The sequence below is a fragment of the Helicobacter monodelphidis genome (assembly GCF_003288845.1).
Classification (GTDB): domain Bacteria; phylum Campylobacterota; class Campylobacteria; order Campylobacterales; family Helicobacteraceae; genus NHYN01.
In genome coordinates this window covers 16525-40782 of the sequence record NZ_NHYN01000017.1, presented here as the reverse complement: position 1 = coordinate 40782, position 24258 = coordinate 16525, and the positions used below count along the sequence as shown (strand labels likewise).

Sequence of the window (24258 nt, the reverse complement as noted above, 5' to 3'; positions counted from 1 at the left end):
AAACTAATCCGCATTATTTTAGGATTCCCCCACTTAGTTTCTCCTTAAGCACAAAAAACTTACGCTAGATTGTGGGGGATAGCGTAGCTACAAAAAACGACTACAAACAAAAACATAGCCTATATTAACTCTATAAGCCTTAAAAACTACATTTAATAATAACAAAGGTATTTGTATCTTCTTGCATTATAAAACGCATTTATGAATGTTCTATGCCCTTTTGTGCTTAGGTGCGGGGGCGGTTTGTTTTTTTGGGTTGTGTGTGGGCGGGGCGGATTGTTTTTTTTCTCCAAAAAATGGGCTTGAAATATGTGTTATAAGAAAGAAACTTTTGTTGTTTTTGATAATTTTTTGAGTGAATGCAATGCAATAGTATAGGAATGGCAAAAAATGAAAATGGCAAAAATATGTTTTTTATAGAGAGTTTTTAAGGGTTGAGTGTATTATTATAAAGGTTATAGACTCTATCCTAGTCTTTAAATAAAACTTAAATTGACACAAAATTGGCACACTTTTATTAAAGCCTTTTACAGACTCCTATAATAGGTGCTTTAAAGGAATATACCCATTTCTTTTAAAATACCGCAATGTAACCCACAAAAATGGAAACAACAAATATAAAAAATAAGAACACCGCACAAGATGGCACAGATTTAAACGTGCCATCCAAGGACATAGAGTCTAATGGAAACTCAAATAAGGTGTGATAAATTCTATCCACGGAAGCCCCACGAGCAAGAATATTGCCATATAGATAATAGCGAAAATCCCACCTAGCAGGAAGAATTGAGGTCCTTTAATATAGTGACTTCCAAACCACAATGGAGAACAGCCTGTGCCATAAGGCGTGATTATCCCCATAAAGCCCATCGGCAAGATGAGAATAAGGAGGATTTTATTTGCTTCAAGCACAGCTTGTGCCTCTGTAAGCGAGCCTGCCTGCACTGCACCTTGCACCGCTGCTTGCACCATCACGATAAATACCGACATTACCGCTACAACGAATGCCGTCCCGGAAGCGAAGAAGTATCGTAGCCATGAGAATACCAAAGTAAGAGCGATTGTCGCGACGAGAAGCGAAGTTTCGTCAAACATACCATTGAAGAATTTTGCAAGCCAATCAATAAATCCTACATTGCTTAGCCCTCCTGCCATCGCTACCAAAGTCGCGAACCACACGAGCGTATTCCACGCGGGTTTGTTGCCTAAGAAATCCTGCCAAGTGATGACTTTCGCCGCCACCATTAGCACTATCATTAGGAGTGCGGTTGTCGTGGCATTGAGATTATAGAGTGCGGTTTTAGGGAAGAAACTCGCTCCTACCCATAGAACAAGCCCAACAGCTGCAACGCCTACCATATAAATCTGAGGTTTCGTAATCGCACCAAGTGCCTTGTATTTTTCCTGTGCCCATGAGACGACTTCGCTAGAGCCTTTCACTTCCGGTGGATAGATGAAATACGCAAGCAATGGAGTAATGATGAAAAGTATCACCCCCACCGGCAAAAATGCCAAAAACCAACTCATCCAATCCACGACTTGTCCACTACCTTTTTCGATTTGTGTGAGTGCAAGCGGGTTGGGAGCTTGTCCGGTCAAGAAAATCGAGCTTGACACACACGCACTCGCCAATCCTACCCATACGAGATATGCCCCGATTTTGCGAGGATTCTTATCTGGATGACTATCAAACATCGAAGCAATATTTGTAACGATAGGATAGACAGAACCACCGCTTCGTGCCGCATTACTAGGAATAAATGGTGCAAGGATTAAGTCAATAATCGAGATAGCATAGCCTAAACCTAATGTGGATTTGCCAAGCTTACTTACAAGCCATAGTGCGATACGTTCACCAAGCCCTGTCTTTGCAAATCCAAGCCCAATCGTAAATGCAGCAAAAATCAACCACACGACGGCGTTTGAGAATCCACTAAGCCCCCAATTTATCGCATCACCTGCCTTTGTCACCGCATCATCTGTACCCGAACCCTTTGGTCCAAGTCGAAAAATCACCGCCACAACGATAGCAATCACACCAATAAACGCTGGTGGGATAGGCTCTAAAATCAGCCCCACAATAAGCCCCATAAAGATTGAGAGATAGAGCCACGCATTCACCGAACACCCACTAGGCGCACTCACACCCCAAAATCGTGGCAAGAAAAACATTACCAAACCAAAAGCGACGGGAGCGAGCAGTTTGATATAGAATTTAGCCTTCTCATTCATAATATACCTCCAAAATTTACCTCTTTAATTTAACCCTTCGCCTGTAAAAAAACAAGTAAAATTATACAATAATTCTAGTGATTTTTAGAATGATTTAGAATTTCTCTTATTTTGGATTAAAACCCACAATCTAATCCGCTTAACTTCTCGAAAAGCCTCTCCCGCTCATTCCTCTAAAATCGGTATTTGATTTAATTTTAGTTATTTCTTCTTTAATTGCTTTTGGTGTTAAATTATTGATTAAAATCTTAAATACAGGTTTAGAGGTTTAGGGTGTGTAATTATTAAATAAATTATAATTTACTATTAAAACAGTTTTTAAAAATATTTTAACAATATTCATCAACTCTGGATTTTTAAGTTCCATTTTTTTGGTTAATATTCCTATCAGAATAAAATGTTATAATTCGGTTGTTAGAGGAGGATAGTGGCACATCGGGACCCTCTCCTTTATTTAGCAACCTTAACAACACATCTAAATCTTAATTCTCGCTATTTTCCCATTCATAAATTTTTACTCCATTTTTATCTATAAAACATTTTAATCTTCTGTAATTAAGTTTAAACTATATTTGTGTTACAATGTTTTCGTCGGCTATTGAAGGTGCTTTATTGCACTTAGGTAAATCGTTTGATTTACTAGCGTAACGGTCTAGCCTTGTGGATGCTGCATTTGCAGATGACGTCTCCACCAATAGCTGATTATTTTGGCCTTCCTAAGCAATCTATCAAATTATTGCCTATTTTGCTTGATTATATGATATGGTATTTTTTCCTCTGTTTTTTATTGTAAATTTCTAATGTTTGTTTTGTGGCAGTTAAATCTTTTTAACTTCTAGCTTTTGGACTCTTTATGATTGAGTAGGCTCTTATACTACTTCCTTGATGGCACTAGAAACATTTTGCATTTCATGGTGTTCTTCATAAAGTTTTTAAATCAGCAGTAACTTCTTTATCTTCAGTTAAAGCTTCCATTGATATTAATGTTAACTTAATTATATCTAATTCTTTTGATTATTTTTTATTGTTTTTATCCATTTTCAGATAGAATCGAAGTAAAATGTTTACTTTGATTTTAAGCAAAAATGGCATATGGAATGAATAAGCACAAACAAGAACAAGTGTGAGCAAAAGCATGGAGTTACTGATTAGCGATTATAACTTGTACGCATACACCACTGCTTATTTTAGTTTATACATAGCTTTAAGTTCTCAAAACATCAAAAGCAAAATCTTACAGGCTTATTAAACATATCTACCCTACTTTCATTGTAAATACAGGTAGCTAAGTGAATTTGGGACAATCTAAAATCTAGCACTTCCTTTTATACTGAAAACAAAACTACTTCCTCAATTCCCCTATGCGTCCGCTGATTTGATGATAGAGACACGCTATATTGCCACTTCCGCATTGATTGCGTTTTTTGAGCCACTGCATTTGTGCGTTAAAGAGCTTCTTTTTCGCCTCGCCACTCGCATTGAGGTATTTGGCATTATAAAATTCATTGAGGATTCTATCGCCAAGTGTGAGGGCGAAATCCGCACAGATTTGCTCCTCAATATTGTTGAGATTCCCATTCTCACAATCAAAGCTTGTTACACTCCCATATCGCTCACGATTTATAAGCTCCTTTGCCCAATCTGCGGGTGGCTCAAATCCCGTGATTTGATATTTCACACTTTCCCATGATTCCACGACTTCAAGGCTCAATGCGCCATTTTCATTGTTGATAGCATAATAGTTTTGCTCACCACTTGCATAATCATTAGCAAATAGCACCTCGCCGTATTTCGCGTGTTTGACGAGCTTCGCCTCGCCATGTATGCTATCATTATAGAGGACATTCATATCTTTATCGATGAGACTGACAAGGGTTTGAGGGTATCCACGCCCTCCGACTTGCGTCCCCCATAGAAACATCAATGCCTTTTTCTTACTCTGTGGGAGTGCGACTTCACCCGCGAAAGTCGGTCTATCAAGCGTTTGCAACAATGCTTCATAGTCTATCTTGCCACCCTTGTCGTATTTGCTCCCTTTGAGATAAGATTCCATTATCTGCACCATATCTTTGGGACATTCATCAAGCCGATAGAGGCTACATTCGGGCATATCTTTTGCGAGCGGATTGTCTCCCATATCTGCTTTATTGACGCCTGTATTTGTCGTCTTTATCTTTGCGATGCGATAGTGTTGCGGATTTGCTTCGACTTGACCTAGTGAGCCTTGAGCAAAAAAGTATAAAGAGCGCGGATTTTGCAATCTATCACTTGCTTTGCCATTCACGCCATAGAGGGCGAAATAGCCTTTCTTGTATGGCACGACAAAGGCGGAGTAATAGTCCCCTCGCCCGTCATCTGTCTCTATTTCTATGTCAAGGAATGCAGAGCAGTTTGCAATTTTATTTTGTTTGCAATATTCTAGGTTCCTTAGAGGCTCACTCACATACCACCACGCAAACCGCCCACTGCCTTGATATGAGACGAGGTAGGCAAAGAGGTCGTTATCATTGGAGAGTTTGCCGATACCATTTTCGCTCCCCATAAAGCGTAGGTTGGTAAGACTAGCATTAAATTGCTTGGTAATGTATTCCATAATGTTTGGCGTAGAATCCGCTACTGCCTTGCTTAGGAAAGCTATCAAGTCCTGATACTCCGCAAGGACTTGAGGGACGCCTACTTTGCCTTCACCCCGAAAATATACACGCATAGCAGATTCTATCTCATCAAACTCATAGAGATAGTCTTTGGCATAATAGCTAAGGGCGGTATGAAGTGCGATGATAGCGGTAATCTCGGGGTCATCGGTATGCTCGAGGGCGTGAAAGAGTGCGAGACGCAAATCGCGCAAGGATTTGGCGTGTGCCTCATAGTCGGCGAAATGCTTTTGCAGACTTATAGAATCCTCCTTCACTCCCATCATATCCATATCATACTTTGGCTCAAAGGGATAAAAGCTTGTGATATTGTTCAGTGCATTGACTAGCTCGGGCATTCGCTCTACAAAATCTTGCCATTTTTTGTCTGTTTGTTTAAGCTTTAAGAATTGTTTGGAATTATTAGAATCTTGCTTGAAATCCGCCTTGAAGCTCACATATAAAGGCGTAGGATCTGTAAAATCTATTTCACTAGATTGGCTAGAGTATAAAGTTTTGTTAGCAAACAAAAAAATCAAGAGAACTAGGGTAAGATATTTAGTGGGAAAACTTGTAAGATGATTTGTAGTGAGGTTTTTTACAAGAAATATTCGATAAAAATATGGCAAGAATCCTACTAGAATATTGATACATAGCATAGCATACCTCCAAAAACAATAGCAACGAGCTACATTGTAACAAAATATCCCAAATAACAAGCAATAGATAAATAAATTTTATTTAAAAAGTAAGAAATCTAGAGAATTTCTAGTATTTTTATATTTACATTCGTAGTAACAGGTTAGCTACTATATATCTCTCCTGTTTTATTTTTACTTCCGCTATTACTTTCTTTGAATGGCAGAAAAGTTTGCTAAACAAATTAAAAACAAAATTAACTTTTATGATTTATAAGTTTATAACAAGAATTTTAGTAATTTCCGTAAACTATTTTATAAAAATTACAACATTTTTTATAAATATTTAGCCTCTAAGATGGTAACTTTTTATGTATTCTTCCTCCCTGCATTTCCCAAATATCTTCACAAAGTGCATAAACAATCCGCATATCATGAGAAATAACAAGATAAGTAAGTGAAAATTGTTGTTGAATATCCTTCAAAAGAGTAATAATTTGAGCTTGCAAAAGCATATCTAAATTACTTAAAGCTTCATCTAGAATAACTACCGATGGTTTTGTGATAATCGCCCTCGCAATAGCAATGCGTTGCTGTTCTCCACCACTGAAATGGATTGTTTTTTTATGTAAAGATTCTATCTTTAAAGATTGTGCAATAAAATTTGCCTCTCGCAAACACTCTTGCTTAGAATATCCAATATTTCTTAAAGGTTCAATAATAGCATCTTGTGCACTGAATCTTGGGTTAAGGCTTGCGGGTGGATTCTGAAAAACCATACTGATATGACGACGATATTCCTTGATTTTTGTAATAGGAATAGAATTAAGGGTAATTTGTGCTGAATCTGCTGGTTGAATACCAAGTAAAACCCACATTAATGTGCTTTTTCCTGCACCATTTTTTCCTACAATTCCCGCATTCTTGCCCCGATATAAACAAAAATCAATGTTATTTAAAATTTTTTTAGGTATCTTTTTAGCAAAAAAATTTCCCTGATGGTAAGCAAGATGAATATTTTTTGCTTCCATGAGGATTTCTGAATGTGAATGCGTGTTTCCTTTTTGCTCAAACCGGCTTTTTGCTCGATTTAAAAGCGTATGTGCGTTTAAGAAAGAATGCGTAATTTCTTGCTTTGGAGATTCAAAAAAAGATTCCTTATCATTTTCTTCTTGAATTCTACCTTTATCCATTAAAATAATACGGTCAGCGTATTGTTGTGCGATGCTTAAATCGTGTGTAATAAACAAAATAGCAAAGTTTTGTTTTGCCTTTAGGCGATAAATCAATTCCATAAGCTCTTTTTGTCCTTGCGTGTCGATATCACTGCTAGGTTCATCAGCAATTAATAAAGGTGAATGCGAACATAAAGCAAGGGCAATCATTATTCGTTGCAACATTCCACCGCTCAATTCAAAAGGATATGCCTTTAATACAGATTCTTCAATATCTACTTCTTTTAAAAGTTGCCGATAAACTCTTGAATCACGTGGAAGTTTTTTTGCGTAAAAAGTCTCATCAAAATGTTGTTGAATTGTAAAGATAGAATCGAAACAAGAAGCAGGATTTTGCATAACAATTCCAAATTTTTTTGGACAATGCCAACGCACAAATCCCTTTGTTTGTAAGTTTTGTGGCAAAAGCCCCATAATTGCTCTTGCACTCAAACTCTTTCCAGAACCAGAAGATCCAAGCAATACAAGGGTTTCATTTTCATAAATATCATAAGTGATATTATGCAAGATAGTCTGTTGTGCGTGATACAGATAAAAAGATTCAAAAGAAATTAGCTTTTTCATACTTATACTACCTCATATTCAGGGTCTAGTCTATCACGCAAAGCCTCACCAAGTAAATTGAATAAAGCAACAGTAATAAAAATAGCTAAACCTGGATAAATAATTAGTGTGTAATGTTCCATAATATGTGGAGCAGCGTCATTAATCATAACTCCCCATTCAGGTGTGGGTGCAGTAACTCCAAGTCCCAAAAATGAAAGTCCAGATACATGTAAAAGCATATGTCCAATATCAAGTGTTACAAGGATAATCATTTGAGAAAAAACGGATGGCAAAATATGTCGCACAATCACCTGCCACTCACTCGAACCCATTGCGATACTTGCCAATACAAATGGGTGACTACGTGATTCCAGCACTAAAGAGCGGACAATTCTAGCATACCAAGCCCAGTGCGTTAGCACAATAGCGATAATGACATTATTTAAACCAACACCAAGAATCCCAATCAAAAATAAAGCAAGTATAAAAGTGGGAAATGCAAAGAAAATATCACAGATTCGCATAAAAATGGCGTCGTAATAGCCACCCTTATAACCAGCAATAAAACCGACAATAAATGAAAAAAATACAATGAGAACACAAATAATAAAGACAGAAAATAGAGAGGTTCTCGCCCCATAGATAAGCCTTGTAAGCACATCTCTTCCAAGATGGTCTGTTCCTAGCCAATGCTCCATTGTTGGTGGCAGAAATTTCTTTGTTAAGTCAACTTCAATAGGATCATGGGGTAAATAATTCGCAAAAAAAGCAAGGAATAAAATGCAAAATATACCAATAAGAGGAATGTATAATTTTATAGATTGTATGTGGTTCATATTTGTTTCTCGTAGCGGATTTTAGGATTCATAAAAACACAAAAAATATCAACTAATAGATTAACACAAATAAAAATTGTTGTCATAAAAAGCATAAAACATTGCAAAACAGGATAGTCATGGCTATAGATAGCACTGACAGCATAACGTCCTAAACCAGGTAATGCAAACAGAATTTCTACGACAACTGCACCACCAAGCAATTCTCCAAAATGCATTCCAAAAGAAGTAACCACAGGGAGAAGGGAATTTTTTAGCAAATGAAGTTGGACTTGTTGTTTGCTCAATCCTCTTGCTTTCGCATAAAATAAGCTTTTATCGTTTTTGTGTTCAAGAATACTTGAACGGACAAGTCGAATATTGATACTTAAAGACATTAAAGCAAGAGTGATTGTCGGTAAAATATAACGTTCAAAGCCTATTGATTGATAGGGAATGAGTACATTAAATTTTAGGGAAAAGATATAGATAAGCAGAAAACCAAACCAAAAGCTAGGGAATGAAACACCGCTAAAAGAAAAGAATATAATTATTTTATCCCATATAGAATCTTTCTTATAAGCCGCTAAAATTCCTACGGGAATACTAACGAGTACAATAAAAAACATTGCTAAAAATGTGAGATTTAAGGTTGTGGGTAAGTAGTACAAAATATCATCAAGCACTGCACGTTTTGTAACATAGGAATTGCCAAAATCAAGCATTATTGCGTTTTTAAGCCATGTAAAATATTGCTCTAAAAAGGGCTTATCTAATCCAAGTTCAATTCTTGCTTCCTGTAAAGCCTCTTGTGTTGGAGGAATTTGTGATTGGGTAAGATAAGAAAAGGCAGGGTCTACAGGACTCAAATACAATAAAGAAAACACAATAAAAGAGACAAATAACAACAAAGGAATGAGGAGCGCTAATCTTTTACAGATAAAAACTAGCATACATGCACCTAAGGATGAGTCAGAAGATGAAACATAAATTCTGTCTGCATAGCCCCAAATTCAAAGTTTTTAATTCTATCTTTTCGATAAACTGCTGGAACAAAACTATAGCTAATGGGTAGATAAATGGCACTATCATTGAGAGCATTTAGCACAAAAGAGTAATTTTCTTGCAATACTTTTGGATTAGCAGTATTAAGGATATTTTGGATACCTTTATCAATTTCAGCTTTGTTAGGTAAATCTTGTTGTGCGGTATAGTCAGCATGAGAGGAAGAAAGCATTGAGCCCAAAAAAGAATGTGGATCATAGGGGTTACCCCATGTTTCATTAAAAATAATATCAAAATTTCCATTCTTTTGTGTTTGATAAAAGGAAACCTCCTCACTCGCAACCAAATGAAGTGTAATGCCCACTTTTGCCAAATCTCCCTGCAAGGCTTCAGAAATAGCCTTTTGAATAGGGTTTGTACCGATATAAACTAAATTTAATTCTAATTTTTTTCCATCTTTGTAACGCATTTTTCCTTTTAGTTTCCAACCCGCCTCATCTAAAAGATGTCGAGCAAGTTCCTGATTGAACGCATAATGATGCAATGACTGATTAGCATAGGGTAAGGTAGGGCTAAAAAGGTTGTCGGCTTTTTGTTCTACATTTAACAAAATTCCAGAAATAACACTATCTTTATTAAATGCGTGCAAAATAGCTTTCCTAATTGCAATATCATATTGCGTAAGGCGATTATGAGAAGCATTAATGACAAGCGTTGTCGTACCTTGAATATCTGATTTCTCTACACCAAAGTTTGAATCCTTCTGTAAGCGAACAAAATTCTCCAAGCTGATAGAATCTTTACCGGTTAGAATATCAATCGCACCACTTTGCAAGGCTAAAACTCTTGCATTTGGGTCAGGCAACACCTTCATAATTAACCATTCAAATGCAGGCTTTTTACCATTAAAATGTGGATTTGGAACAAATATATCATACTCACCAAGCTTTGTTTCTATAAGTTGCCAAGCACCTGACCCAACCGCTTTTGCAATACCTTTTGAGGTATCTTGTGTCTTAAATCCTGATGGTGCTAAGATTCTAAAAGGACGTGGAAGACTAAGCTCATTGAGTGTCGCCACATAGGGGCTACTAAGCTTAAGCTCAAAGTGTGTAGAGTCAAGAGCTTTAAAAGATTCAATTTTATTGACGATACCTAACCATTGATGTCGTGCTTTATTCATGATGATTGTCTGAAAATTTTTTTCCACAGCAAAAGCATCAATAGGAGTACCATCAGAAAAAAGTCGGTTCTCTTTTAATGTGAATGTGTAAGTTTTACCATCATCAGAAATTTGCCAGGATTCAGCGATAGCAGGACCTATACTCCCATCTTTGTTGTAACGAACCAATCCTTCATAAACAAGCACTTGTGCATACATTTGGTTTGGGGTATAGAGATGGGGATTAAGAGGACCTGCATTCACAGGCCATGCACCAATAATACCTTTCGCAAACAAAAATGATAATGACAAAAAGGCAGTTGTGAGCATTAGTAATATCGATTTCATTATTGGAAATTTCCTTACCGATAAAGTCTTGAGAAGATACGGAATTGTAGCGAGTTAAGCTGAAAAGCAGTTTATGAGGGCTGATCTAAATAGTTGAAGAAGAATACTCAATTATTTTACTTTGGAGCTTTGAGGCATTCAGCATGGCATGAATACTATTGTGATGGAATGGAGCATATATTGGAGTATTGCAATCGGCAAGAGCTATATTTTTTTTAGCATGTCCAATGAGTGCTGCAATATTGGCACGATTGATTAATGTCCAATGATTGTGAACAAAAATATTTTCCCAGTATTGAATGCCTGTTGGGCGATGCAAGATGGGGCGATAACCCACTGCATCAAGTGTAAGGAGATAGTGAATCAAGCAGGATTGCTTTTTTTGCAAAGCAATAAGTAATTCATTTGCACCCCAACTATGAGCAATAACAAATAAAGGAAGGTTTGTTTGTGAGCATTCTTGAATGAGTGGCATAAAATAAGAACGACCGTTGAAAGTGATATAAAATTTCCAAAAAAATTGATGTTGAAATAAATAAAACGCATTGAAAATACCTCGTGAAAAGCTATCACAAAAACCACCGATAAAGATTACTAATGCAGAGGGTGAATCTGTTTGTTTGGAAGCTATTTCAAATTCCTCTTGAGAAATAAAATTTCCAAACGACTTTAGCCGATGCTGATGAGCATAGCTATTTGGAGCAATAAAAATGGGTGAAAGTACACTCATTTTTTATCTTTCATTAATCAGCATTTGATAGGTATTAAGGATCTTTTCTCCCATTATTTCTTCTGAAAACCGAGTAGAAATAAACAAGCGGTTAGGTGTGACTAAATCCATATGCTCTAGCAATCGTTTAAGAGTCATTGTGTATTCTTCCTCAGTTGGATTACTGTGCAAAAGAATAAAATTCTCCCCTTCGCTATCGCAATAATGCAAATCCCGAATACTTCCGATGTTACTGGCAATGCATGGCAACTCCATCGCCAAAGCTTGCATAAGACTTTGCGGTACACCCTCATTACGATCAGAAGTCATTAAGAAAATATCAATCGCCTTTAAAAAATATTCAGGTTTTTCGAGATGCCCTAAAAATATAATTCTATCTTGAACGCCTTCTTCAGCAGCAATTCCTAAAAGATACTCTTTCATTTCTTCTGTTTCTTTTCCTGCAATTACAAAATAAGCATTCTTAACTTGTGCTGCAATGCGAATAAATAAATCTTGACGTTTGAATTTACGCAAAACTCCTAAATTACCAACAATGACGGCATCTTGTGGAAGATTTAATTTTTCACGACATTCTTTTTTATCATATTTTTCCGGGTCAAAACGTTGCAGGTTGATGCCTGTTGGGATAGAGAGAACACGATGTGAGGCGATGCGATTATTTTTAATCATAGATTCTCTTACCTGCTCCCCTGTTGTAAAAACAAAATCCGCAAGTTGGTTAATAAAATTAAATAAAGAAGGATCAATTGGATTTGAAAGATGACGCGTACGAATAAATTTAACAGAATTCAATAAAGCTGCAAAACCACCACACCAAGTGTCTATTTCGCTATGTGTATTAATGATATTATATTGATGTTCTTTGATAATTTTTCTAAGTGAAAAAATAGTGTTTAAGTCGGTTTTACGAGCGAAAGGCAAAACATATGTTGCAAATCCTCTTTTTTGTGCTTCTTGCAAAATAACTGCATTCTCTCTTGTAGCAAGTCCTAATTCACAACCAAGTTCCCGCATTTTCTCCATTTCGCCAATAACTCTGATTTCCTGACCGCCCCACCCCATAGACCATTCAGTGTGTAACACTTTAAAGTGATTCATTGCACTCCTTTGAACAAAGTGCTAAGATTATAGCAGTTTTTGACTTTTGTGAGGCTTTAAGCAATAAAAGTCAGCTTTTTCGAGAAAACAAGCACAATGAGTATAAGCTACATAAGAATCACTTTAACATAAATTAAAACACCATTTTTTTGTTTTTTAAAGTAAGTTATGTTGCTAAAAAACTAGAACTTGGTAGTTTTGTGGCACTCTTGTAATAATTTCTGCACGATTGTGAATCCAAAGCCTTAGTATACAAGGATTTCTACATTCTCAAAACCTAATCTTGAAATCTGATAAACTTTATTCACAGCAATCAAAGTAGCACCCTTAAAATTGGGTAATAAAAATCTTAAAACAAGCAACATTTTTGTATTTAAAATTAGAATCTTGAAGTGTCTGTAAACGATTCTTTTCTGCCAAAATTACAGAAAAATCAAAAAGTGGAATTTCAGCGGATAGAATATATTTTTTTGCTAGTTTTCTGAAGTAAAACAGAATGAAAACTAGAAAGATGTTCCCTAAAATATTCTAATATACTCCACCCATACTGGGGCTTCAAAACACATATGCACTTAAAAATTTCCTTTCAAGATCTAAAAGATTCTTTTTACGTTCTGCAATGCGTCTAGCTGGAATCCCACAATAGACACCGAAAGAATTTGTAGGACTCTTTAAAACGCTCATCGCTCCTACGCTTACACCTTCTTCTAGCCCATGACTTGTTGGAAGAATCACACTACTTGCACCCACAATAGAATGTTTTTTAAGTATAATGTTTGATATATCCATATTATTCCTAAATTCCGCCATCATCAAAGAGTTAGTTAAAGTTTCCCCCAAATAATCATCACTTGCTGTAAAAATACTCGCACGTGGGGCAATAGTAACAAAATCTTCAAGAGTAACCTTATTACCACCACCTGAAATCAATACAAATGCACAAATATGCACAAAAGAACCAATCATAATATTTCCATGTATATAGCAGAAATCATCAATGCGTACATAATTATTAACCGTCATTAGATGGGCATTATATAAACTTGCTTTCTTTGAGATAAAAATCCCTTTCGGATTTTTAGGCAGAGTTATACCCATATCTTGTAATTCTTGCACACCATAAAATTCACCTTGAATAGATGGAACTTGATATTGTTTCATACCACCTCCTTGATGCAACCGCATTCAATATTTTGCTGAAATAATACAATACCGATATATGATATTTTTGTGCAGTGTTTTGTATTAAAAATTACCCCCCCCCCGACAAGAACAAACAATGCTTAATTTCTTGCCAATTTTGCTCATCTAAAAGATAAAATCTCTTATCTTGAATCTGCAAATAAGCTCCATCGTAAGGAGGATAAAAAAGAGATTGAATTTTCTTTTCTAATGTATTTACATTCATTTTTTGAATATCTTGTAAAGTGATATGTTTTTCGTTTTGCAACATTTTTTTAGAATAATATTGACCTGTATTTTCCTGCTTGCATAAACACAATGTTCCTTGTGAAATCATTTTTAATACCTTTTTTAATGCACTAAAACCAATCTCTTTCCAGATATATTCTGAAATTGCTTTTGCATTTCTACAGAAAGGTTCTAGCGAAAATTTTTCAATATGGATAATATCACCTGCATCAATATTATCATCAACAATATGCACGCTCACGCCCCATTGCTTTTCATCATTCATTAAGCCATAATACAACACAAAATGTCCTTTATATTGAGGTAGGATGCCACCATGAAAGTTGATGCAAAGTGGGACAGAATCTAAAACATTTCTTTTAATTTTCCTTGTAAAAGTATAAGAAATGGCTATATCAATGTCGGAAAAATCCCTTGTCTCAAATTCTTCTATACTTAAAATGGGAATGTCGTAGTTATCACAAAATTGCTTGATTTTATGATGAGGCTCACTATCGCTAAAACATACTGCTTCAAGTTGGTGTGTGATAGCCAAATATTTTAAAACTTTTTTAACACCTTTACGATGGCTGGTAAGAAGTAAGATTTTCATGCATTTTCTCCTACAAGGTTTTGTAAAAATTGTCTCAATATATTTAAAAAACCCTCAATATGATAAGGGTAAATCTCTCCAATATTTGCGATTCTAAACATCTCTAAACCTTCAATTTTTCCCGGATAAATTGTATATCCCTGTTTCTTGCAAGTATCATGCAGAGTTTTAAAATCTATATCCTTAGGCATTTTAATTGCTGTGATGATGACTCCAAAAGATTCTTTTGGGAAAATTTCTAATCCCAACCCTAAAAGCCCTTTTCTTAGAATGCTATTATTTTTCTTATAACGCAAATATCGCCCCTCTAATGTTTCTATACACAATTCCTCAATTGCTTTTTTTAGTGCATAGAGAATTTGGACAGGGGGCGTAAAACGCATTTGCTGTGTTCTCGTAAAATATTCATCTTGTGCTTTTAAGTCTAAATAGACACTTCTTGAATGTGATGCTTTTTTAAGATTATCCACATTTGCAACAACAAAACTAACTCCAGCCATACCCTGCAAATTTTTATTGCTTGAAGCAACAATATAATCAATTTCATTTAAATTCAAAGGGTAACAAGCAAAGCTACTCATACAATCCGAAATAATTTTAATTCCCAAAGGTTTACAGATAAAAGAAAGTTGTTTTAAGTCATTTAAGAGTCCACTTGTCGTTTCACTATGCACAACACCTACAAATTGAGGCTTTTGAGATTCTAAAAAAACTTTTAATTGCATAAAATCGATTGGGCTTAAAAAATCTGATTCAAAGGCGATGACATTTTTCTCATGTGCTTTAGCTATATCAAACATACGTTTCCCATACGCTCCATTCACAATGATAACAATTTTATCCTCACTACCTACAACAGAAGAAAGACAAGACTCGATAGCTAAAGTTCCACTTCCACCAAATAATACCGCCCTAGCTTTTGAAGAACCCTGCACAAATTTTAAAAGTCCACTTGAAACATCTTGCATAATTTGCCCAAACTCTATTTCTCTTGGACATATATCATCTACAATCTGTGCTAATTTCACACCCATTGTTGTATTTGCTGGACCTGGATTTAATAAAATCATACCCATTCTCCTTTTGCTTGAAGTTTTGGAATAATAGAATGCACCGCCCTATCTAAATGCTCTTTGCAGTCGATTTCACACCATATTAAAGAATCTACCTTCTTAACCGGAATATTTTTAAGCAGATATTCGTATTCTAAAGCTGAAGTAAAATCAAGATTATGTAAGGTTTCTAAAGAAATTTTAGAAATACCGACTAATTCAGCATCGCAATGTTCTAATTTTGTCTTATCTTTTGAGAGATTGTTAAGTGTTGAGTCTTTATTGATTTCTAAATACACTTCATCACCACTTTGAGTAAAATCACTTGCTAGAATCAAGTCTTTTCGCTCATCTTGTAATAAAGTAAAGATAGCAGAAGATTCAAATAATAAATCAGATTCTAAAAGCAAAAAATCATCATTGATTTCTTGCTTCAAATTCAATAAAGTATATGCACTCCCTGTGCTGTCAAAATAAGGATTTTTAAAAGTGGAGATTTTAGAGTTTGCAGACGCTAGAGAATCGTAATATTCGCTCTTATAGCCCGTACCAATTAAAATAGATTCAATACCTTGCGAAAAAAGAATCTCAAGGCTTCTACTAATTAGATTTTCTGCCCCCCCCCCCCGCTGGGTTCTAGAAAACCTTTTGGTTTGTCTTTAAACCCATCAATTTTTCCATCTATACGACTTCCCATACCTGCTGCTAAAATAACTGCTTGCATACTTTCTCCTTGCAATAATGATATAAAAATTTCTTCTACTTCTTCTAAACAAAAAAGTCCATTTTTTGCCCTTTCGTTTAGATTCATAAAAATATGATGAATTCTATCCGCATTCAAGCCATAATCTTGAGGCAACAAAGAAATCCCTAATTGATTATAGAGATGATTTATTTTTTTCTCAAAAGGAAGTAAAATTTCTTTAACCTCTGAATCATGCAGACAAGCTAAAAGAGTAGGTAGGCTAAAACTACAAGCAAGTCCATGTGGAATATTAAAATCCATACTCAAAGGGTAGCTAATGGCGTGTGCTAAAGCAGTCTGCGTATTTGAAAAAGCAAGTCCGGCATAAATACTTGCTAAAGTAATTTTTTCTCGCAATTCTAAGTCATTTAAATTTTGTGTCAACGGAAATAAATATTCCGTAATTAAAGAAATTGTATTCAAACTTAAGGCTGTTGAAATAGGATTTGCATTCTTATTCCAAATAGATTCTATTGCGTGCGAAAGTGCGTCAAGTGCTGTATTTATTGTTATTTCAAGCGGTAAAGACAACATTAAACTAGAATCATAAAATGCAACTTTTGGATAAAGTTCTTTTGCCTGCAAGGAATATTTAATGCCATTATCACTATCCCATATCGTTGCCCAAGAAGTCAGCTCACTGCTCGTTCCCGCAGTTGTTGGAATTGCATAAATAGGAATAAAATAAGTTGATTTTTGGATTTCTAAATTCTTATGATTTATGCTAATCTCTCCCTGCACACTTAAAAATTTTGCAGAATCGATCACGCTCCCACCCCCTAAAGCAAGAATAGAGACGTAATTATTTTTTAGATTTGACTTTAAATCTTGCAAAAAAGCCAATTCTGGATTAGGTAAAATAGAATCCACCACAAAGCTTAAACGACCTTGTAGTTTATCTTGAATCTTTTTTGTAAGCCCCCTTTGGGTAAATCCCTTTGAGGTTACCAGCAAAATAGAATCATCTTTAAGAGATTCTAAAGCTTTCTCAAAAGGGGTATTAAAATGAATTTCAACCGGATTAGTATATTGAAAAGTCTTCATTTTTTATTCCTTACCCATTCCCGTAAACGTTTTGCGACCTCTTGTGGCGTAACTTTTGGACGCCCTAGATTTTCTTTGCTCCCTCTTGCAATTTTCAGGTAAATAAACCATGCCCCACCTGCCCTACACTCTAGAAATTCAGCAATAGCCAATTGAAATTCATCTAAATTATGAGTCATACAAACTCTTTCATAGCCACAAGACAAAGCAATGGAAGTAAAATCTACAAAAGGGGAAAGGTTAAATTGCCCCCCTGTACTATCATGGCTTTGGTTATCTAGCAAAATATGACAAAAATTCCCTGCATTCCGCATTCTGGCATAATATGCATTTGTGCTTAATGCCCCGAGCCTCATCAATAGAGCTGAATCTCCATCAATCGCTATAACCTTTTTATTTGTTTGTAAAGAAATTCCAAGCCCTAACCCCCCTACACAACCCATAGAACCAACCATATAAAGCTGATTTTCTGAATCATTAATTTCATATAACTCCCTGCCACTTTTGCCCGTAGTCGCTAAAAGAATGCTATTTTTTCCTAAATATTGCAAGACCTCTAAAGCTTCTAACCTTGTTGGAAATATATCTTCTTGCTTAGAATCTTCTGCCTTACCTATCCTCTTCTCTAAAAGTGATAATTCTTGCAAAGCAATTTTATTAAAAGTTTTATTTTTTACAATAAAAAAGAAACTTTCGCCTTGTGTTAAATATTTCTTTGCCTCTTGCAACTGCTTCTGTGCTTCATACATATCTTGACTTAAAAAAATGTATGGAACTTTACATATTTCAAGAATCTTATCTGTGATACTACCTAAAAGCTCATGCTGTGGTTCATCTGTATTTTTTCCGCTAGAATCCGATTCTCCACGCAAAGATACAAAACCCAAAATCGGAATTTTAAAGATATAATTCAGGCTTGTTAAAGGGCTTAAAGCGTTGCTTAAGCCACTATTTTGCATCAAAACAACGCCATAGCTCTCACCAACAAGACTAATACCACTTGCAATCGCGACCGCATCACCCTCATTATTTGCCATAATAAAAGCATTTTGATTAATCGCATCATTAATTAGAGGAGAGAGGTAGGAGCAAGGCACACCGCTAAAATATTTAAACCCTTCTTGTCTTAATAGCTTGCCATATTGTGTCGTGTCTAGCATTTAATTTCCTTGTATTGTTTTCTGAATTCTTGAGAAAAATGCCAACCTTCAAAAATATCTCTAGCATTTTCGTGGATAAAACTTATTTCATATTCTAAAGCTTTAAAAATTTTTTCATACATATGAGTATCAAATTGAAAATTAATCTTTGCAAAAATTAACACCATACATTCATCGTTTTTCACTTTCTTTAAAATAAATAACATTTTAAGGAAACAATCTTTGTAAGAATCTCTTAGTATAAACGAATGAACAGGTTTAATATTGCATTTTTGCAAAAACAAATATTTTTGAGGAAATTTAAAATCCATAAAAAAATCAAGTCCACAATAAATAAATTGAATCCATTTTGATAACATTCAATTACCTTTTTAAAATTGCAATACTCAAAGAATCACCGATAGGCAAACTCATTGCATTAGATTCTTGTAGAAATTCTAAAACTGCCTTTTTAACCCCTATATAACCTTGTGAAAAATATTCATGCACTAAAATAACACCCCCCTGCACCATTCTAGGATAAAAAAATCTCAATCCCTCTAAAATAGGCTCATATAAATCTGCATCTAAATTGACAAAACAAAATTTCTCCTCCATAAGCCCCTTTGTGCTTTGTGGAAACCAACCCTGCTTGATGACACATTGCTCTTTATGAGGCATTTTACTTAAGACCAATTCAACCGAAGTATTTGCAAAATGTTTTTCTCCTAATTCTTTACTCATGTGTCCATCTTTTTGCACATCTAAACCATTAAATCCCTCGAAAGTATCAAACAAATAAAGCTTTTTATGAGGAAAAAATGCATTCATATGATGTGCAAAATCTCCACGATACACGCCGACTTCCGCAATTTCACCTTGTAAATTTTTCTCCTTACAAATTGAAGCAAAATCTTCTAAAAAAGAAATTCTCGCTAAAACACTTTGTTTAATATAGCTTGAATCAATCTTTTGTGTTGGAATATTAAATTCCTCTTGTAATTGTGCTTTTAACTCATCAAGCCCTGTAAAAGTGCCTAAAATCACACTATCAAAATCGGTATTGCGTATCTCAAGAGGTGATTTAATCTCTAACAAAATATTTTTCCCCCCCCCCCAATAAGTCTTCCCGTGTTTATTGCTATCATTATCTACAAAAAATAAAATTTTATCTTGTTTATGTACCAAAATCTTTTCTGCAATCAATCGCCCACAATTCCCTGCACCAAATATAATCACTCTTGCCATCTCATTTTCTCCTTTTATATTGTCCCAGGTATTAAGCTTAGAATCTCATCAACTTTCATACAAGAGGATTCCATCTCTAAACTTCTATCAAACTCCAAAATGCCTTTGGCAACTTCATTCATTGCGACAAATGACGCCCTAAGTAGGTGATTCGCATAAATCACAATATTTGCTCCTACTTTACCTAATTCTTCCGCCTTAATTGCATTAAAACTTGTGGGCACAACAACAATTGGAGTATTAGAGTCCTTTGCCCTAAAATGTGTGATAAATTCTAAAACCTCATCAGGGCTTTTTTGTCTTGAATGAATCATAATCCCATCAGCTCCAGCATTAACATACGCAAAAGCACGTTTCAAAGCATCTTGCTGTCCTTTTTCTAAAATCAAAGATTCAATGCGTGCAATAATCATAAAATCATTAGTGATTTGTGCTTTTTTTCCTGCAGTGATTTTTAAGCAAAAATCCTCAATATTATCTTGCGTTTGCAAAACCTTATTTCCTAGTAAAGAATTCTTTTTCAGCCCGGTTTTATCTTCAATAATGACTGCTGATACACCCGTTCGCTCCAAACTCCGCACCGTGAATGCAAAATGCTCTATCTTACCACCTGTATCCGCATCATAAATCAAGGGTTTTGTCGTCACTTCAAAAATTTCATTAATCGTATTCAGGCGACTTGTTAGCTCCACTGCTTCAATATCGGGTTTTCCTCGACTCGTGGAATCTGTAAGACTAGAACTCCAAAAGCCATCAAATTCAATTTTCTGCCCGCTCGCATCAAAGAATGCATTTTGAGCAATGAGGGCTGAAATTGCTGAATGTGTTTCGATAATCCTAAGAGGCTTTTTTGCATTTACTAAACGTCTCAATAGCGACAATCTTGCATTCGTCGCGATACCAATCGCCCTTGCATTAATATTGAGTTGTGTCGAACTAATCCCCTCTGTGTATTTAGGCTCAATCAGCTCTCCGCAACCTAACTCCTTAAGAAGTGCAATCACTGCTTGACGTTCTTTTTGTTGAATACCATTTTTCCAATCATCACCATGCACAACAAAGCGTGGCAAAAGCTTTCTAATATTAGGCTCATAGCTTAGACTTTCTTGAGGAATAACCTCATCGACATATTGCACAGATTCTACAACTGCCTTGCGTTGTTCAAAACTCATATAAGGTAATCGCTTATATGAAGCAATCGCTGAATCAGTAAGTAATCCTACAACAACTTTTCCTTGAATTTTATCTGCATGCTCTTTTGCAATTTTTAAGATATTAATATGCCCAGTGTGCAATAAATCCACTGCCATAGCGATATAAACGATAGGCTTTTGTTTCATATCGCCTCCTCTACGCAACACCATTCAGCATTTTGCTGGATGGACGCAAGTAGAATGTCGGGTATTTTAATGTAAGTTTTTGTATAAAAAGTGGCTTTAGAAAGAATATTAAAGAGAGAACTCTAAACTTGCCCCCCCCCCCCGCTGGGTTCTAGCAAGAATACGAATAAAATAATCATCTACACCATTCAAGGGTGCAAAGCCCTTATCTTCGGCTGCAAAGATAATTTCACAATCCCCCAAAGTATTTTTCAAACTTTCTAGTAAGGATTCAAAATGGACAAATCGGCGATAATGGTCATTATAAATAAAAGCGTCTTCTTGCCCACCCACAGAATCCCCTTTCTGGAAGAGAGAGTTTTTATAACCTCTTGTTTCAATAGCTAAAAGCCCATTTTTTTTCAAAAACAAAGGAATATCTGAAAAAAGTTGCTTCTCTTCTAATGCACTGACTGAATGCAAAGTAAAACGCGAATAAATGCAATCATAGGGTGGTTTTAAATCTCTAATTTTTTGTAATTGTGTAAAATCGCCAGAAATAAAAGATAAATACTCGCTTCCAAGCTCATTTTGAAGATAGGTAATCTCTTCTTCCACCTGGTCAATTGCTGTCGTATAAATATGATTCTTCGCAAAAAATGTGGCATCGCGTCCATTCCCGCAACCAAGCTCCAAAAGAGAACTCCCCTGCTCTAAAAATTGTTTAACAAAACTGCTGAAAAGGGAATTATCGGCACTAATCTTATGTGAACGATAATAGAATTTCCAGTAATCCAAACTACTCACTACCAACTCCTTAACAATAGCAATACCTTTCAAAATACAATCACCTATATCCTAACTTTGCAATAAGCTGTATTTTGCTTTGCATTCTTAACTCAAATGCCCTAAAACTTGGTTATCTATACGCACAATAACTCATGTCGTCTCAAAGATTCATATTGTAACATTATTTTGAAAAAAAGTAAATTATTTGATTTGGATTTTTAAAATTTTACTTCAAACTTTTATTTCATCGTTATTCTATACTCAATCATAAATATTATGATTGAGTATAATATTGTCATTATTTTTATAAGCCTTGCCCCACCCTTGAAGTTTTCAGATAAAGGCGATAGAACACACAAATGAGTTTTAAGAACAACCTTCTTTTTGTGCAACTTGACACAGAAAAATTACACTAGATTGTGGGGGTAGCATAACAGAAATCAATTAAAAAGAAAACCCATATGATCAGATTCTACATTATCCTTATTTTTGTTTCACTTGTGTCGTCTATATACATTTTTTTGTCTAATTCACATATTAAGCCTATCTTAATTTTAAGTCAAGTAATAGAAATAAAGTTACGAAAATATACACTCTTTAAAAAAATTCTTATATTTTAGACATGTATAGCCCCTTTCATACAAACTTCGCTCTACTTTATGTATAATACGGAACGATTATTTTGTTTTTTAAGGAGCATTTTATGAAAAAAGCCATTTTTTTTCTATTGCTTTCCATATTTGGTTTAAGTAGCCTTTATGCAGAAAGTATTTCAGCAACATCAACAGGCAATGAATCTTGCCAAACTTTTATTCTCAAAAATAGTAAAAATTTTGAGAATGTTCCTGCTTGGCGCAACAAGTATAGCATTACAGCTGAAGAAGCAGTTTTGTATTCAGCACCTAATTCTGAATGCCAGGCATCACCAGTCGCCAGGTATTCATTAAGCGAAAATGATATACTTCAAGAAACATCTTTTACGCTTAAAAAAGGAATGAAGGTAGAAGTTTTAAGCCAATATGGAGATTTTTTATCTGTACGTTATACAGACAAAAGTTTTGAACTTCTTGGCTTTGTTAAGGCAGAAGACGCAAAATTAAGTGGTATCAACTTTGACTTCTACTTTACCCTTGTTTGTATTGTTGCCGTCCTGATTCTCGGACGAATTATTATCAATCGTGTTAAGATTTTACAAGATTACAATATTCCAGAGCCTGTTGTGGGTGGTATTATTGCCGCAATTGGAATTTTACTTGTATATAAGATGTTTAATGTTGAATTCAGCTTCAATTCTTCCCTTAAAGATCCGCTTATGCTTGCATTCTTTACTTCAATTGGTTTAAGTGCCGATTTTGCCTCACTCAAAAAAGGCGGAAAAATGCTAAGTATATTCTTAGTTGTTGTGGTAGGATTACTCTTTTTACAAAATATTGTCGGGGTTGGTGTGAGCCATTTAATGGGTGTTGAACCCCTTATTGGAATGCTTGGTGGTTCTATTACAATGAGTGGTGGACACGGAACAGGTTCTGCTTGGGCAACAGAATTCATCAAAGAACCTTATAATTTTGGGGCGGCAATGGAAGTTGCAATGGCTTGTGCAACTTTTGGATTGGTGATGGGCGGAATTATTGGGGGTCCTGTTGCAAGATTTTTGATTAAGCGACATAATCTTAAGATTCCCGGTGCAGAACACAATAAGGATAATACGCATGGTGGCTTTGAAACCCCTCAACAAGAACGTTTAATTACACCCATTAGTTTTGTAGAATCATTGGCACTCATTGCGATTGCACTTTTACTTGGTAATCTACTTAGTGATTTCATGAAAGCATCTGTTCCATCATTCACGCTTCCCACTTTTGTTTATTGCTTATTCCTCGGTGTTGTGTTAAGAAATGTCCTTTCTGCACTCAATATTCATCATGTTTTTGATAGAGAGGTATCTGTTTTAGGGAATGTTTCACTTTCGCTATTCCTTGCTTTTGCAATGATGACTGTGAATCTATGGGAACTTGTCGCACTTGCATTACCGATGGTTGTCATTCTTGGTATTCAAGCCATAATGATGATTTTCTATGCAATTTTTGTAACATTCAGATTTTGCGGGAAAGATTATGATGCGGCAGTCTTAGCAGCTGGACATTGTGGATTTGGTTTAGGTGCAACACCAACTGCAATGGTTAATATGCAAACCGTTACTTCGCATTATGGACCAAGCCATATGGCATTCATCATTGTACCTCTAGTTGGTGCGTTCTTTATCGACTTAGTCAACGCACTTGTTATTCAAGGAACACTCTCTGTGTTGTTTTAAAATATTAGGGGCGGAAAATTTTTATTTTCTGCCCTGCGACAGATTTAAAAAAATTACACAAAATTGACTTTGAAGGATATTAGAGTTAAAATCTGCTATGCCTGTTCTGCAATCCTAAATAAAGAACTTAAAGCATTCCA

19 protein-coding genes are annotated in these 24258 nt (G+C 35.4%); 1 reads left to right on the top strand and 18 read right to left on the bottom strand.

Annotated features, from left to right (window positions below):
- Positions 1-681: 681 nt before the first annotated feature.
- The 18 genes from CCZ01_RS07545 to CCZ01_RS07460 all read right to left on the bottom strand — a co-directional run bounded on the left by CCZ01_RS07545 (position 682) and on the right by CCZ01_RS07460 (position 21822).
- Positions 682-2232, bottom strand: coding sequence for a DASS family sodium-coupled anion symporter (locus tag CCZ01_RS07545; protein WP_112052609.1), 1551 nt, complete (start codon positions 2230-2232; stop codon positions 682-684).
- A gap of 1342 nt (positions 2233-3574) precedes the next feature.
- The gene (locus CCZ01_RS07540) at positions 3575-5524 is read right to left on the bottom strand and encodes a lysozyme inhibitor LprI family protein (RefSeq protein ID WP_112052608.1); all 1950 of its coding nucleotides are present in this window, start codon (positions 5522-5524) and stop codon (positions 3575-3577) included.
- 332 nt (positions 5525-5856) lie between these two features.
- Positions 5857-7302: an ABC transporter ATP-binding protein gene (locus CCZ01_RS07535; protein WP_112052607.1), complete on the bottom strand. Its 1446-nt coding sequence runs from the start codon at positions 7300-7302 to the stop codon at positions 5857-5859.
- 2 nt (positions 7303-7304) lie between these two features.
- The gene (gene nikC / locus CCZ01_RS07530; RefSeq protein ID WP_112052606.1) at positions 7305-8120 is read right to left on the bottom strand and encodes a nickel ABC transporter permease subunit NikC; all 816 of its coding nucleotides are present in this window, start codon (positions 8118-8120) and stop codon (positions 7305-7307) included.
- Complete coding sequence (locus CCZ01_RS07525; RefSeq protein ID WP_112052605.1) at positions 8117-9052, bottom strand: ABC transporter permease subunit; 936 nt, start codon at positions 9050-9052, stop codon at positions 8117-8119. Before CCZ01_RS07525 ends, nikC begins: the two co-directional genes overlap by 4 nt.
- 8 nt (positions 9053-9060) lie before the next feature.
- Positions 9061-10614, bottom strand: a complete 1554-nt coding sequence (gene nikA / locus CCZ01_RS07520; protein ID WP_258437019.1) for a nickel ABC transporter substrate-binding protein — start codon at positions 10612-10614, stop codon at positions 9061-9063.
- Between the two features lie 85 nt (positions 10615-10699).
- Positions 10700-11344, bottom strand: coding sequence for a hypothetical protein (locus CCZ01_RS07515; RefSeq protein WP_112052603.1), 645 nt, complete (start codon positions 11342-11344; stop codon positions 10700-10702).
- A 3-nt stretch (positions 11345-11347) separates the two neighbouring features.
- Positions 11348-12445 carry a glycosyltransferase gene (locus tag CCZ01_RS07510; RefSeq protein ID WP_112052602.1) on the bottom strand — a complete coding sequence of 366 codons (1098 nt, stop codon included), beginning with the start codon at positions 12443-12445 and terminating at the stop codon, positions 11348-11350.
- A gap of 555 nt (positions 12446-13000) precedes the next feature.
- A complete protein-coding gene (locus CCZ01_RS07505) occupies positions 13001-13606 on the bottom strand; it encodes an acyltransferase (RefSeq protein ID WP_112052601.1) in 606 nt (201 codons plus the stop codon).
- A 91-nt stretch (positions 13607-13697) separates the two neighbouring features.
- Positions 13698-14468 carry a formyltransferase family protein gene (locus tag CCZ01_RS07500; protein WP_112052600.1) on the bottom strand — a complete coding sequence of 257 codons (771 nt, stop codon included), beginning with the start codon at positions 14466-14468 and terminating at the stop codon, positions 13698-13700.
- Complete coding sequence (locus CCZ01_RS07495; RefSeq protein WP_258437016.1) at positions 14465-15538, bottom strand: aminotransferase class V-fold PLP-dependent enzyme; 1074 nt, start codon at positions 15536-15538, stop codon at positions 14465-14467. The genes CCZ01_RS07500 and CCZ01_RS07495 overlap by 4 nt, the downstream gene beginning before the upstream one ends.
- Entirely contained in the window at positions 15535-15963 is a 429-nt protein-coding gene (locus CCZ01_RS10855) for a glycosyltransferase family protein (protein WP_258437014.1), read from the bottom strand. The genes CCZ01_RS07495 and CCZ01_RS10855 overlap by 4 nt, the downstream gene beginning before the upstream one ends.
- A gap of 161 nt (positions 15964-16124) precedes the next feature.
- Positions 16125-17309 (bottom strand): phosphonoacetaldehyde reductase, encoded by a 1185-nt coding sequence (locus CCZ01_RS07485; RefSeq protein ID WP_258437012.1) that lies wholly within the window; start codon positions 17307-17309, stop codon positions 16125-16127.
- Positions 17306-18469, bottom strand: coding sequence for a phosphonopyruvate decarboxylase (gene aepY, locus CCZ01_RS07480; protein ID WP_112052598.1), 1164 nt, complete (start codon positions 18467-18469; stop codon positions 17306-17308). The genes CCZ01_RS07485 and aepY overlap by 4 nt, the downstream gene beginning before the upstream one ends.
- A complete protein-coding gene (locus CCZ01_RS07475; protein WP_112052597.1) occupies positions 18463-18828 on the bottom strand; it encodes a hypothetical protein in 366 nt (121 codons plus the stop codon). The genes aepY and CCZ01_RS07475 overlap by 7 nt, the downstream gene beginning before the upstream one ends.
- Positions 18829-18832: 4 nt before the next feature.
- Complete coding sequence (locus tag CCZ01_RS07470) at positions 18833-19696, bottom strand: TylF/MycF/NovP-related O-methyltransferase (protein ID WP_112052596.1); 864 nt, start codon at positions 19694-19696, stop codon at positions 18833-18835.
- A gap of 14 nt (positions 19697-19710) precedes the next feature.
- On the bottom strand, positions 19711-21036 hold the full coding sequence (gene aepX, locus CCZ01_RS07465) for a phosphoenolpyruvate mutase (RefSeq protein WP_181566364.1): 1326 nt from the start codon (positions 21034-21036) through the stop codon (positions 19711-19713).
- Between the two features lie 108 nt (positions 21037-21144).
- A complete protein-coding gene (locus tag CCZ01_RS07460) occupies positions 21145-21822 on the bottom strand; it encodes a class I SAM-dependent methyltransferase (RefSeq protein WP_258437009.1) in 678 nt (225 codons plus the stop codon).
- A gap of 1087 nt (positions 21823-22909) precedes the next feature.
- Here CCZ01_RS07460 and gltS point away from each other — a divergent pair.
- A complete protein-coding gene (gene gltS, locus CCZ01_RS07455) occupies positions 22910-24118 on the top strand; it encodes a sodium/glutamate symporter (RefSeq protein ID WP_258437024.1) in 1209 nt (402 codons plus the stop codon).
- Positions 24119-24258: the final 140 nt, after the last annotated feature.

Bases quoted from the DNA above. Each gene is read 5' to 3' on its own strand.
- CCZ01_RS07545 (WP_112052609.1), bottom strand. From the start codon at position 2,232: ATGAATGAGAAGGCTAAATTCTATATCAAACTGCTCGCTCCCGTCGCT.
- CCZ01_RS07540 (WP_112052608.1), bottom strand. From the start codon at position 5,524: ATGCTATGTATCAATATTCTAGTAGGATTCTTGCCATATTTTTATCGA.
- CCZ01_RS07535 (WP_112052607.1), bottom strand. From the start codon at position 7,302: ATGAAAAAGCTAATTTCTTTTGAATCTTTTTATCTGTATCACGCACAA.
- nikC (WP_112052606.1), bottom strand. From the start codon at position 8,120: ATGAACCACATACAATCTATAAAATTATACATTCCTCTTATTGGTATA.
- CCZ01_RS07525 (WP_112052605.1), bottom strand. From the start codon at position 9,052: ATGCTAGTTTTTATCTGTAAAAGATTAGCGCTCCTCATTCCTTTGTTG.
- nikA (WP_258437019.1), bottom strand. From the start codon at position 10,614: ATGAAATCGATATTACTAATGCTCACAACTGCCTTTTTGTCATTATCA.
- CCZ01_RS07515 (WP_112052603.1), bottom strand. From the start codon at position 11,344: ATGAGTGTACTTTCACCCATTTTTATTGCTCCAAATAGCTATGCTCAT.
- CCZ01_RS07510 (WP_112052602.1), bottom strand. From the start codon at position 12,445: ATGAATCACTTTAAAGTGTTACACACTGAATGGTCTATGGGGTGGGGC.
- CCZ01_RS07505 (WP_112052601.1), bottom strand. From the start codon at position 13,606: ATGAAACAATATCAAGTTCCATCTATTCAAGGTGAATTTTATGGTGTG.
- CCZ01_RS07500 (WP_112052600.1), bottom strand. From the start codon at position 14,468: ATGAAAATCTTACTTCTTACCAGCCATCGTAAAGGTGTTAAAAAAGTT.
- CCZ01_RS07495 (WP_258437016.1), bottom strand. From the start codon at position 15,538: ATGATTTTATTAAATCCAGGTCCAGCAAATACAACAATGGGTGTGAAA.
- CCZ01_RS07485 (WP_258437012.1), bottom strand. From the start codon at position 17,309: ATGAAGACTTTTCAATATACTAATCCGGTTGAAATTCATTTTAATACC.
- aepY (WP_112052598.1), bottom strand. From the start codon at position 18,469: ATGCTAGACACGACACAATATGGCAAGCTATTAAGACAAGAAGGGTTT.
- CCZ01_RS07475 (WP_112052597.1), bottom strand. From the start codon at position 18,828: ATGTTATCAAAATGGATTCAATTTATTTATTGTGGACTTGATTTTTTT.
- CCZ01_RS07470 (WP_112052596.1), bottom strand. From the start codon at position 19,696: ATGGCAAGAGTGATTATATTTGGTGCAGGGAATTGTGGGCGATTGATT.
- aepX (WP_181566364.1), bottom strand. From the start codon at position 21,036: ATGAAACAAAAGCCTATCGTTTATATCGCTATGGCAGTGGATTTATTG.